This is a genomic window from Paenibacillus sp. G2S3, assembly GCF_030123105.1.
Taxonomy (GTDB): domain Bacteria; phylum Bacillota; class Bacilli; order Paenibacillales; family Paenibacillaceae; genus Paenibacillus_AQ.
Window position 1 is genome coordinate 6,223,434 of sequence record NZ_CP126095.1, and the last position, 13,381, is coordinate 6,236,814.

The 13,381-nt window shown below is 42.6% G+C and carries 9 protein-coding genes; all 9 read right to left on the reverse strand.

Annotated features, from left to right (window positions below):
* Nucleotides 1-778 precede the first annotated feature (778 nt).
* The 9 genes from QNH28_RS27570 to QNH28_RS27610 all read right to left on the reverse strand — a co-directional run bounded on the left by QNH28_RS27570 (nucleotide 779) and on the right by QNH28_RS27610 (nucleotide 13,371).
* Nucleotides 779-1,120, reverse strand: a complete 342-nt coding sequence (locus QNH28_RS27570; RefSeq protein WP_042131350.1) for a hypothetical protein — start codon at nucleotides 1,118-1,120, stop codon at nucleotides 779-781.
* 156 nt (nucleotides 1,121-1,276) lie between these two features.
* A complete protein-coding gene (locus tag QNH28_RS27575) occupies nucleotides 1,277-5,233 on the reverse strand; it encodes an S-layer homology domain-containing protein (RefSeq protein ID WP_283909330.1) in 3,957 nt (1,318 codons plus the stop codon).
* 159 nt (nucleotides 5,234-5,392) lie between these two features.
* Nucleotides 5,393-6,520, reverse strand: coding sequence for a glycosyltransferase family 4 protein (locus tag QNH28_RS27580; RefSeq protein ID WP_283909331.1), 1,128 nt, complete (start codon nucleotides 6,518-6,520; stop codon nucleotides 5,393-5,395).
* Between the two features lie 116 nt (nucleotides 6,521-6,636).
* Nucleotides 6,637-7,392, reverse strand: coding sequence for a WecB/TagA/CpsF family glycosyltransferase (locus QNH28_RS27585; RefSeq protein WP_283909332.1), 756 nt, complete (start codon nucleotides 7,390-7,392; stop codon nucleotides 6,637-6,639).
* A gap of 6 nt (nucleotides 7,393-7,398) precedes the next feature.
* Nucleotides 7,399-8,526 (reverse strand): polysaccharide pyruvyl transferase CsaB, encoded by a 1,128-nt coding sequence (csaB, locus tag QNH28_RS27590; RefSeq protein WP_283912281.1) that lies wholly within the window; start codon nucleotides 8,524-8,526, stop codon nucleotides 7,399-7,401.
* Nucleotides 8,502-10,538 (reverse strand): DUF5693 family protein, encoded by a 2,037-nt coding sequence (locus QNH28_RS27595; protein WP_283909333.1) that lies wholly within the window; start codon nucleotides 10,536-10,538, stop codon nucleotides 8,502-8,504. The genes csaB and QNH28_RS27595 overlap by 25 nt, the downstream gene beginning before the upstream one ends.
* Before the next feature lie 134 nt (nucleotides 10,539-10,672).
* The gene (locus QNH28_RS27600; protein WP_283909334.1) at nucleotides 10,673-12,394 is read right to left on the reverse strand and encodes a phospho-sugar mutase; all 1,722 of its coding nucleotides are present in this window, start codon (nucleotides 12,392-12,394) and stop codon (nucleotides 10,673-10,675) included.
* A gap of 49 nt (nucleotides 12,395-12,443) precedes the next feature.
* A complete protein-coding gene (fabZ, locus tag QNH28_RS27605; protein WP_283909335.1) occupies nucleotides 12,444-12,866 on the reverse strand; it encodes a 3-hydroxyacyl-ACP dehydratase FabZ in 423 nt (140 codons plus the stop codon).
* Nucleotides 12,867-13,122: 256 nt separating this feature from the next.
* Nucleotides 13,123-13,371 (reverse strand): DNA-directed RNA polymerase subunit beta, encoded by a 249-nt coding sequence (locus QNH28_RS27610; protein WP_283909336.1) that lies wholly within the window; start codon nucleotides 13,369-13,371, stop codon nucleotides 13,123-13,125.
* Nucleotides 13,372-13,381: the final 10 nt, after the last annotated feature.

The following is a 13,381-nucleotide window of genomic DNA, read 5'->3' on the forward strand; positions in this document are numbered from 1 at the left end:
TCTTTAGTTGAGTAGCTCGTGTCACTCATTAGCCGATGCACCCCCTTTCCAGAGTTGAGCAAATTAAGTATAAATAATGTCTGTGACGGGTATCACAGAAACTTGTAAACAATGATCAGGACATGACAATACTAGATTCCTAATTATACCTAAGTATTATACAATGTGCCTCAAGTCACGTAAAGCTAATTTTTCCATTTTGTTAAATTCGCTTTACCACCGGTTAATTTCAACTGCCTGTGTAAATGACTCTACACCTTAAACGCAGAAGATTTGGAAAAGTTGCGGTTTCTCAAAAAAATTCTTTTCTTTTTTTGTTTCCCGGTACAATCCCAATAGAAGATACATATGTATGTTCTACTAACTATTGTTAATCTTGGGTTGCCACGGAAAATAGTATACCATAGTCGTTTTCTAAACGTCATTATGCAATATTTACTAAGTATCATTAACACTAGTGCCATTTATTTAAACATTCCTACAAAATTTGAGTATAAAGGGGCGGAAAGACCTGATTTCTCACATTCATCGTAGGCTGTTTATATGGCGGCTCCCCTTCTGAGCTTCAGCTCTTAAAGCTATAACCTAAAAACCTTCGCTTATAGGTTCGAACAAACATATTCTTTCTTGGTTCGCCTCCTGGTTCATTGCTTTGATGATTCGTAAGCTGAAGGCTACTACTTACCGTCACCATTCGGAGATCCGCTCTATAGATAGCATCATGCTGAACAAAACAAAAAAGCGCCGTTGCCGGCGCTTGCTTCTATTACAGTATGTTCTAACGAATCTTCATAGATAACTGGATCAATTCCTGACGCTTTTCAGGACTTGAGTTTACATTGTCATACATTGCATCAATAGCTGCGCGATTCTCGCGGTAGCTCTTTTCATGCTTAATTGTAGTATGAGACCATTCAATCAGAGCGTTCTCAGCAACGACAAGCTCATTGTAAGAATCATGGAATCCTGTAGCCTGCACAAGCTCCTCCATAACCTCCTGTGTAATCTCCTGTAGTGCCCGCTTAGCCGCAATTTCCTTTTCTAACACTTTTGCTCTATTCTCAAACATATTCTTGGCTTTCATGTAATCCAACTGTGCTTTTGCTAAAATCGGTTTCATGGTTGGCTTTCACCTTTCAGAAAATAATATTTTCTACGTTATTGTATCGTAAATCTAAGAAGAATACAAAATATATGTCTTTGGTAATTGCTCTCATTACATTAAAACACCGGTCTGCGAATATTTTTTCGCAGGCCGGTGAACATTTTTTTTGCTTTAGTTAAAGTTCTTCGGGAAGATGCTTGTACTCTTTTGCAAGAGTGCAACTGTAATCTTTCCAGCTTCCGCTCTAGTCAATTTACCCTTTGGATTAAAGTTATATACGGGTTTCTTCTGTCCTGTAACCGTCACGGCGCTTCCTTCCATAATCTTAGCTTTGGACACAGCTTCAATGGCAGGGCGTGAATAGAAATCCATATTACTCGTATCAACAAACGATTTACTTAAGGTTGCCAAGAGTTTACTGTCATTCAAAGACATCTTCAGCTTCAGCGCCCTAGCGATCATTACCGCCGCTTGTTCACGTGTTAAAGCTTGGTCAGGTCCAAAGAAGCCGTCACTTAGTCCTGTAACAATACCCGCCCTAGCAGCAGTCTCAATATGTTTGAAATCCCAGGTAGCCGAAACCGCTTGTGGCACAATATCGAAGAATGTTTGCTTATTGGCATCATAGTTTAAAGGAATACTCAGAGATTTCACTAGTAATGTAGCGAATTCTCCACGTGTTGTTAAATCATCTGCGCCGAATGCATCTGCACGAAGATTAGTCATGAACCCTTTAGAATACAATCCATTCATAATATTTCTACCCCATGGGTGATTCGTAATATCAACAAAACCACGACGTAGCTTCATAACAGTGTAGTAACCAAACTCATCAAATGGAACTGTGATGGTGTGCTTCTTCGTATCTACTTCTCCACCTATATTTTCCCATTTCCCAGCATCGGTATAGCGGAATACTGTTATTGTCGACCCCACTTCATCCACAATGCTGGAGTTAAAAGTAAGCGTCAATTCACCGCGTTGGGAAGGTACAATTTTACGAGTTTGACTGTACTGCGTAAAATACCCCGTCTTCCCGCTAGCGTCCACAAAATGCGGAGTAACGCCATTGGTTTCAATATTAACACCGTCTTCTCCTAAACCACCACTGAGCCAGTAGATATCGGATACTCTTGAAAAATTATTTGTAGAGACGGTTGATGTGAAGCGCAAAGCGAGATCCTGCGGGATCACAAGTTGGCCTCCTCCGCCTTCTGTTCTGTCATCGCTACCAGTGACGTTAATAATATTCCCGTAATCATTTTTACGTTCAACGACTCCATCAGCAGGATCCGCAATACCAAACAATAATTTTGTATTAGGATAATATTTCGCAGCACCAGAGCTAGTAAATCCCTTCATAATTGTTCCTTTAGGGAAATTCAATTCTAGAGCTTTATTGAAAACACTATACTTCGTAGCTACCTTCTCAGCCATATACTGCGTGTCGATCTGTACAGCACTGGCATAATAGACATCTATAGTATCACTAATTGTAGAGTTAGCACGAACGATTTGAATCTTAATTGGCGTGGATTTGTCTGCCTTCAAACCTACATAATCATAGGTAAAACGATCTTGATTCGGAAAATCCGTACGTTTTTTGGCTTCATCTTTACCAATTATTACTTTGGTCGCGCCTTCTGCCTCAATATCAAAACGAACAAAGTTCTTATTAACAACAATTTGTTTACCTACCGTTGGTACAGGTGAGAGGAGACGATATGGAGCCACTTCACGTACTACCTCAAGACGCTGTGTAGTTCTTGCCCCTGTCTTATTAATAAGCTCAAGTGTATATACTTGACTTCCTGGAGCATCAAATTTAATGTCACGTAATCGTAAGATAAAATTCTTAGCGCTTCCGATGTACTCATAGTACAGGCCATTTGCAGCCAACTCGTTAGGATAACGTTTTGGACCAATAGGACCTTCAGGATTGTCTGTTAGGAGCTTATCTTGTCCTGTTGAAGTAAATACCAGAGTTGAACCCTGATATAGATTTAACGTCGAGGCTCCGCTTCCTTGTAGCACCAAGTCAAATTTATCTTTGCTTGTTGTATATTTTTCGTCCTTATAAATAATTTCAGATGGCAGTGCAAGAATTGCATTACGCTCTACTTCATTAGTAAGAGTTGTTGACGTAAAAGGTAGACGATTATCTCCTACGGTTGGGTGGAACTGCTTCAACCCAGATATATTGGTATCAATGATGTAGAGTTTCAGTTCTTTTTTAATAATCCGCTGATTTCCTGTACTATCTTTAGAGACACCTGTAAACACGATTTTATTCTCACCGTACACCAAGGGACCCGACTGGCTAATTCCTAAGTTAAAATTGAAGGTCGTCTTGTCAGTAGTTGAACCATCCTTCACTACACCAAGTGCAAATTTATTCACAATAACTGTACCCGCTGAATTCTTGGTATCAGGTAATTGATTACTATCAATACCATTAATCTGTACTTGTGCACTCTCGATATTCTCAAATCCGATATATTCACCATTAACATTTAGAGTTCTATCAATACTTGAATCGAATTCATAGGTTTGTCCGTCCTGTAGATTGCTTACGTAAATATAGTTTTTAGATACATATGAAATATCAGCATTATAATAAGACTCTGATCCTGTGTATCGGAACTGTACTTTCTGTTGACCATTCGAGAAACCCGTAATTTTATAAACGTATTCGTTTGTACCGGTAACCGCCTCAGAAACATGAGATATACTTAACGGTTTATTACTCAAAGGTAAATAGTTAGCAGTTAACACAGCTGATGTTGATTTATTTGTTTTTGCCAAAATATAAAAGGTGTCACTCTCCAACTGTTGACCATTTAGAGGCAGTTTTGAGATGTTTGTAAGAGCTCCTGAGCCTGTATATCCAGGAAGATAGTACATTTCTGTTATAACAGTCTCATCTTTCAAAAATTTATAAGAATAGATATGAGAACTACTGTGGGTGCCATAATCAACGGACAGCTTAAAGTCATTTACACCTGGGAGAATATCTAGATTTGTGTTAGTCGTAAATTTAACCAATTTGTAAGTTGGAGTAACGCCATCAGGACCAGGAATAGTTAACTCCTCTTCCACGCTTTTTATCGTAACAACTTTTTCAGTACTGGTAGTACCTTTATTAAGAGTTAGTACAGCACTTGTTTTGAATGGAGCTACGTTGTAAGGCACCAATATTTGTCCTGTAAAACCTGCAACACTAGGTGTCAGGTCAGCAGTTAATGTCGGTACTTTGTCATTTAGAATATTATAGTCGACTGAATTATGATTAATGTTCAAAGAAGCAAACGGTTGATCCTTATCAAAGAAATAAACCGATCTGTCAATGGTTATTGAATCCGAAGCATTTTGAATTACGATTTTAAGAGTACTTAATCCCGGATTCAAATTCAAAGCAGGTGTAAAAAATGTTCCGTCTTCCAATAAGGAGGTTTGCAGAGCTGTTCCGCCATTCACGGAGACACTAACTTTCGTTGCATTCGCTACTTTACCTTGGAGAGTAATTGTAGATACTGGGACAACTACCTGTGTTCCTTCGTTCAAATTCAGTGCAGCAGGTCCACCCAATACTTTTAATTCTGTTACGTAAGGCACTTGATCATATAGCACATAGAAGGATTCTGAACGTTGAAGATTACCTTGCATACCAGAGAAAGTAATCTTATTAAAGCCTGTATACAAAACAAGACCAGACGCTACGAAGCGATTGTCCGGACTATTGTTATCTGTTGTAACTGTTCCCGTAGTCAAGCGCGTCGAATCCGTTACCCATTTTTGAGTTGAGCTATCCTGAGTCAGCTGCTCAACAGTAACCTTCATTGTAGATGAAGTTACCTGTGAGTAAGTTCCTGTAATTGAAAAGGTAGGATTGCTTATTTTGTAAACACTAGAACGACTAATTAGCCCCTCTGGATTTGGAGTACCTGATGTTGGCACAACATCCTGCTTCAACAAAACGGTATTACGTAATGTGAGATCATCCGGACTGAAGAAAGTCGTAGAGCTCGTGGTAGCCGCTGCCGCTATCGGCGTGTATTTACCTGGGAACATAGAAACGATCAAAGCCGCCAGCATCAGCCAAACGAACGGTCTCTTAAAGCGTTGCATGTGTTATATCTCTCCTTTGAGTATAAGTTCTCGTAAACCTTCACTTTGTTCTTTATCGGTCATAAGAAGCAATATTTTTAGGGAAAATAACAAAAAACTCATCCGAAATCGGATGAGTTTTGTTAGTTATAGAAAATTTTAGGATAATTGCTAAGTTGCTTAGGACTTAGAGCCTCTTTCCGGATCAGCCTTCATACGCATTCTTAAAAAGAAATTAATTACTGGACGTTTAGTCTTACCGATCAAACCAGTGATTTCAGCACCGATTTGCAGGAAGAAGAGCATGATACAGATGACCACGAACGTAACCCAGTTCGCTTCATAAAGAGCTGCGGATGATTGAATGACAGCTAGAATACCGAAAAACGCAGCAATACCATAAATAATGAGTACAGTCTGGCGGTGGCTAAAGCCAAGCTCACGTAGACAGTGATGCAAGTGACCTTTATCTGGTGCGAAGATTGGTTTCTTCTGCAGCTTACGACGCACGATCGCAAAGAACGTGTCCGACAAAGGTACACCGATAATAAGCAAAGGTGTAATAAACGAAACCACTGCAATCTGTTTAAATCCTAGCAAAGCAAGTAATGCCAAGCAAAAGCCTAAGAACAGCGAACCCGTATCTCCCATGAAAATCTTAGCAGGATGGAAATTAAAGAACAGGAATCCGATGATGCTACCCAGAAGCAACAGACACAGCATTGCCACCATGGTGTTTCCCATCACGAAAGCCATTGCCGCAATCGTAGCAATTGCAATTCCTGATACACCAGCCGCAAGCCCGTCCAGCCCGTCGATCAGATTAACAGCATTGGTGACACCGACAATCCAGAAAATCGTTAGCGGGATAGCAATCCAGCTCTCCAGTGAGGAATACGTATTGTTAAATGGAATATTCACAAAATCTACAGTAATACCAAAGCCGAAAACAACGATACAGGCTGCGATAATTTGGCCCAGTAGCTTCACTTTTGCTGATAATTCGAATCGGTCATCGAGTGCCCCGATAAGTACAATCAGTCCGCCACCACACAGCAGCGCTTTGATGAAGTTGACCTCCCGCGGAGTGAACTCGTATGGAATAATCGGCAATACGGCAAGCAGGCCTAACACAAACGCTAGAAAAATAGCTAATCCGCCAAGGCGGGGCATAATTTTCGTGTGCACTTTACGAGCATTCGGCACATCTGTCGCACCAATCTTGATGGCGAATTTCTTCACCAAAGGTGTGAGGCCAAGTGCGAGTCCCATGCATACGATAAATCCAGCGATGTATATGATTAACATTTGATCAGTCGACCCCCATTTCTCTACCGCATTGAATTATACGCTGTTACAAAAACAAATTCCAATCCTTTATTTAGGCTATTTATCTCATTTTCTAGGTGAATATCGGCATTTTGCTAGACTTTTGTTACTTTATCTTTCTCACGCACCACTTTTAATGCGAATTTCGGCAGTGCAAGCATCCGTTTGTACCGTGTTGGTTCTTTTAGGAGACGGTACAACCATTCTATTCTCATTTTTTGGAAGGCTTTTGGTGCTCTTTTGCTCTTTCCAGAAATCACGTCAAAGCTGCCGCCGACCCCCATCATGATCGGAACACCCAGTTTGGATTTATATTTAGCAATCCATGGTTCCTGACTATCTGCACCTCTGGCAACAAATAATAAGTCAGGATTAGCCTTAACAATTCCAGCAACAATTTCTTCATCTGCATCCGGACCAAAATAACCGTCGCGATATCCTGCAATGATAACACCCGGATATTGCAATTGTAACCTTTCAGCGGTTTCCCGAATCACTTCAGGCGTAGAACCTAGGAGATATACCTTCCAACTATATCTTTCACCCTGCCGCATCAATTCATGTAACAGATCATAACCTGCTACCCGTTCTGATACCGGCTCATTACAATAATTAGCAGCCCATACAACGCCTGTCCCATCGGGGACAACCAATTCAGCCGATTTCATAATATCCATATAAGCCGGATCTTCCAGCGCAGCCATAACCATAATTGGATTAGCTGTAATCACTTGATGCGGGATACGGGTATGAACAGCCTCCGTCAAATAGGCAACGGTTGCTGCCATATCAACTTTCGAGACTTTGATCCCAAAAATAGGAACTGTAGGTACCACGCTTTCTGCTTTCACGTAAGATCATCCTTTATGGTGAAAATATTCTACAATTTGCCGAGCTGGTGCCTCTGCTTCTTGAATCAACTTGGAAATGACATCTGCCCGTGCTGCTCTCCATTCCTGCCCGGTGTTCAAAAGATGAACAATCTCGGCAGCGACATGTTCAGCATCAAGTGTGTCTGTTGCTCCAACAGGATGGCACTGTACTCTGTCTAGAAAATGATCGATCTTCGGATCATAAGAAATACCAATCAGTGGAACACGTCTTCCAGCCGCGTAGATCAAGCTATGAAGTCGCATACCAATCAGAACATCGCATTGTCCCACTTCCCGTAGCATCTGCTGCGGGTGAATAGCATCCTCACAAATACTGACCTGTCCACCATGCTCGTTTATACTTCCCTTCAGCTTATCCATCAGATAACGTGAAGCCTCATTGTCCGAAGGGGTGTGAAAAGGGAGAAATCGCAAATGTAACGGAGCCTCGCGGTTGGCCTTAATCAATCCTTGAGCAAGAGAATCCAACTCCTTGCGATCTTGCTCCCAATAACGTACCGATATCCCGATCACCGGAAGCGATTCTGATGATTGTGTAGCAACATCCGCGTCCTCCGGCAAAGACAAGCCCATTACCGGATCGGGAACAACTTCTACGTTCTTCTGTTCTAGTCCCATAGATAGAAGAAGCTCGCGGGATTGTTCATCCCGCACAGATATATAAGTACATTTACGAAACACGGATTTGATTAAAGGGTGAAACAGTTTACGATTCACTGGCCCGATACCTTGAGCATAGATAAAGGTTGGTCTACCCATCCACTGCGCAAGCTTGATAATACCTAAATAGTAAGGAATACTCTTGCTACCTGTTACATCCTGCAGCAAGCTCCCCCCACCGCTGATCAGACCAGCGCTCTCATAAATCGCTTGACGGACTTCAACAAGCTTCATCCGGTGCACGGATTTCACTCCGTATGTGGCGCTGGTCCACTCAGGATCAATGGATAACACGATAGGCTCAATGGATATACCTAATGCTTGAGACTGTTTCTGCAGTGCAATTAGAATAGACTGCAATACCGCCTCATCTCCACTGTTACGGAAACCATAGTAACCAGAGATAACTATCTTTTTAGGAGTGGCGACCATCGTTTCCAACACCCTTCTGCAATCTGCCATACGATTACGGCAATTACACCAATGATCAATCCAAGTCCAAGACCGAGCAATCCACGAACCAGCGAGATTAGAACAGGTGAATGAATATGTGCAAAGGTATCCACCATGGAGAGCTGACCAATTACGGCAATGATCATGATAAACGCTGCATTCCGATATCTAAAGGCCAGGAATGCACCAAGAATTAATAACGGATGTGCGAGCAAAAACTCTTTATTACGCGGCCGGACACCAACCGTATTCTCTAGGAATGTACGGAAGGCCATTTCCAGAGGTGTTACGTTACCGCTATTTCCAGTACGGCTTAAATAATACATACCTACGACCCCAAGAACCATAGCGGCAAGAACCATAGCTAATGTGATTGGTGTACGCAGCAGCTTACCTGTCTTGTTAAAGACAAACTCTCCACGATAGAGGAGTACATAAAGCGCTACAAGGCCGATAGGCGCCATATGGAGTAGACTGACACCACGGAACTGGTCCAGCACTAGACTGTAGGTTATGTTGTTGAGCAGTGCGATTACGAATGGCACAGCGCTCAAAGAAATTAATGAAGTCTTCAAATAAAGCACCAGACTATGCGTGAACCGACGTTTCGGGCTCATAGCCTTATAGGTAAGGGAATTGCTCCGTAGAGGAGGTCCCATTTCATTGACCTTACGAATGGCAAGTACAACCGCAAGGGTCGGTGCACTTATCGCAGCCGCAAGCGCCAGCGCCTGCTCAAACAGCTCTGGTTTCAAGACCAACAGGCCTGCACTTCCCAGTAATCCTAGCACCCATGCAGGGATCGTAAGCCATGGAATAAAGTAAGAAATTAGCAGCGCTACTAAAGAAACTGCACCAACTACCGCTACTAGCTTGAAATAACGCTGATAAGACGAATCTACAACCTCAAATGCCGTAGCTTGTCCTAACTTAAACCCATTGTCTTTGATCTGCTCAACGGCACCGCCAGGATCACTCAGACTCGTGATAAGGTTGTCCAGCGTATCTGTAATCTGTGCCTTCGCTGTATTCCGTGAAGGAATCGTATTTAAATAAATCATGCGAATGTTGCGATCCTTTGTCGCCAAAGCGAAACGATCCGAAATCACTTTTGGATCTAGGGCAGAATCTCCTTCGCTAAGGGAATATAACCGTGTTACGTTATAGTCCAGCAAATAGGCGAGCTTGTTAAAGCCTTTCTGCTGTTTCTTAATATTTTCAATCGCTGCAATTCCGATTCCACGTTCCTTAAGGAGATTAGCAAAGTCAGTGATACTAGCCGTATCGGCATCATCATTAAACCCTTTAACGGACTCTCCCTCGAATAGGATTCGTTTTACACCCAATTCTTCATACCGATCTAACAGCTTCTTAACTGTCGCTTTATTATAAGTCAAAGAATCCACAAGACGCGGTACAATGGTAAATCCTTTGTCATGCAGCATCTCCAGTGTAAATGGATCTGGCTGAAGTGGCTTCAATGTAGCATCTTCTATTGGAGTCTCAATAATAAGACCTTGTTGTCCACGGAAACTCCATTCCTTTGAAGTGATCCCAAGATTACCGAATGCCTCTTTAATAACAGGCGCTAAGGCCTCGTAGTAATCAGGATTAGTAAAAAGAACATAAGTATAGTTCTCATTCTCCGGAATGATAGTATTCGTAAAATTAGCTATATCAGCCGCACCCCACATCATAAGGCGACGCGCCTTACGATAATCTTCCAGCGTGCTTTCATAAATCGCCATGCTCTGAACACCAGCATCTTTTAAGCGGTCTAACTGTTCGGAAATATAATTCTGCGGGTTTGCGCGATAGCTAGCGACTTCAACTAGATCACGATAATCAAATACAAATTCCACTGTCTTAGAAGACTTCTCCGTCTGTAGACGGTCATAGACAACAGGCAGGGCAGCTAAAACGCCAACCACAACTATGATCCACAGCCACTTTCGGGAAGAAATATTCCAACGTTGCCATTTTTGCTGCACCAAAAGTACCTCCTCTTTCACTTTAAAACTCTTTTTTACAAAAGTAGAAACGGATCGTCATCCTTTAGAGACGGTACCCGTTTCTACGTTAAAAATATAATTCCAAAATATAGAATGCGATCTATATTCTTATTTTATTGTTCCCCGTCAACGCGGGCCATAACCTGCTTGGATAGTGTAGCTACCTTGTCCTTAGCATTCTGCAAGGATTCACCCACAACCGCAAAATAAACTTTAATCTTTGGTTCAGTACCGGAAGGACGCAGGCAGAACCATGATCCGTCAGCCAGCAAATATTTCAATACATTTTCCTTCGGCAGACCATTCAAGCCTAGCGAATAATCCAGCACCTCTGTAACGGCAGATCCCGCAATTTCTTGTGGTGCATTCGTGCGCCAATCATTCATGATGCCTTGAATTTGCGCAACGCCATCCTTGCCCTTCAATGTACGGGACTCCAGGCTTTCCAAGAAGTATCCGAACTGCTCATACAATTCCTGAAGAACATCATATAATGTTTTGCCTTGAGCTTTGTAATAAGCACCTGCTTCGGCGATCAACATAGCCGCAAGAACGGCGTCCTTATCACGGGCATAGTTACCTGCAAGATAACCATAGCTTTCTTCATAACCGAAAAGATATGTGTAATCTCCGGATTGTTCGAATTGAGTCATTTTTTCCCCAATATATTTGAAGCCCGTTAGCGTATTAAATACAGTTGCACCATAATGAGAGGCTACAGCAGCCCCCATCTCGCTTGTCACGATAGTCTTCACAACTGCACCATTGCTTGGCAACTTACCTTGTTCCTGTAAACGGCTCAAGTAGTAATGAATCATCAAAGCTCCGGATTGATTGCCCGATAAAACAACAAATTTACCTTCATTGTCACGAACCACTGCACCCATACGGTCTGCATCAGGATCTGTGCCAATCAAGAGGTCTGCATTCAACTCTTCGCCCAGCTTCATAGCCAGTGTAAAGGCTTCGCGCTCCTCTGGGTTTGGCGATTTTACAGTAGAAAATTCGGAATCTGGTTGCTCTTGCTCAGGTACAACATGCACCTGTGTGAACCCAATTTTTTCAAGCACGCGACGAACCGGCAGGTTACCTGTACCATGTAGCGGGGTGTATACGATTTTGAAGTCTTTTCCAAGCGTGGAGGCAATCTCTTCACTTGCAAGACTAACCGCAGCAACAGTATCAGTAAACGCTTCGTCATCCTTCTCACCGAGCCAGTGCAGCAGACCTTGACGCTCCGCTTCTTCTTGGGAAATCCGTTTCACACCATCAAAAGTGTCAACCCCTAATATGTAAGAAATGACCTTTTCGGCTTCGTCAGGGACAAGCTGTCCACCTTCAGAATTATAAACTTTATAACCATTATATTCAGGCGGATTATGGCTTGCAGTAATAACAATACCACCCGTTGCCTTCAAATGCCGTACACTGAAGGACAGTTGTGGGGTTGAACGCAGAGAAGTGAATAAATGAGCCTCAATGCCATTAGCAGCCAATACAAGAGCAGCCTCAAGTGTGAATTCAGGCGAGAAACGACGGGAGTCATGAGCGATAACAACAGAAGGTCTTCCCTCTCCAGTATGCTTTTCCAGAATATATTTAGCGAAACCTTGTGTAGCCCTACCTACCGTATAACGATTGATACGATTACTACCTGCGCCAATCACACCACGTAGACCACCTGTACCGAATTCTAGATCTCTATAAAATCGTTCCTCGAGCTCCTGTGGCTCGTTCTCCAGAGCGCGCAGCTCAGCCTTCGTAGACTCATCAACGGAGGCGTTCTCCAGCCAGCGTGATAAGGTTTCTGCCGCTTTTGGGCTTAATTGAGTCATTAAGAATCTCTCCTTCTCCATGTATAATATATAATTTTGAAAATTAATATTAGCTCAGCGCAAACATAATTTCCCCGGAGGCAACAACTTTCCCCTCAACCGACGCAGTAGCTTGTCCTTTTCCAATACTGCCCTTAAGACGAGTAATCTCCACTTCAAGAGTGAGCGTATCTCCCGGTACGACTTGACCACGGAAACGGAATCCATCGAGCCCAGCTAAAAAGCCAATTCGACCGCGATTCGCTTCTACCCCCAGAATAGCAACCGCACCTACTTGTGCAAGAGCTTCTGTAATCAGTACGCCCGGCATTACCGGATAACCTGGAAAATGGCCTGCGAAGAAAGGTTCATTGATCGTTACATTTTTGACGCCTACAGCTCTTTTACCCATTTCGATCTCGGTGATTTTGTCCACCAGCAGAAATGGAGGCCGATGGGGAATAATTTCTTGAATTTGGTTGATATCCAGCATTATAACAAAACTCCTTTCGGATGTTACTTCATTTATTCTTCGCCGAACTGCATAAATTTAGGCAACTTCGGTAAAAACTATATTTATCCTTCACCACCTGCAGAAGTGGAGGTTGAGATAAGGGGCTTTCTCCACCCGATGCGATAGCATGGCGGAGAGGGCCCTTTTTGCTGCCCGAGGCCCCCCACCATTATACATTTATCCGTATAAAAAAGAAAACTCCCTTATCCAAGAAGGGAGTCATTATCATCTTAAATTATGGAGCAAAAACCAAATCATATACATGTCTCCATGTGCTCCATTGTAGAACATCGCTAAACTCTTTTTTGCCAAGGACAACGTAACCGACGACCAGCCCGCCTCCAAGTGCAGCTACTAGAAGCAAAGGAATAAGAATCCACTGGATGAGTGTCCATTTTGAAACTCCGTCCCGCTTCTTCTCTTTCTTGTCTTCTTTCTTGTCTTCTGGTTTGTCTTCCGACTTCACCTTTTTCTGACGTTCCATTCCTTCACCT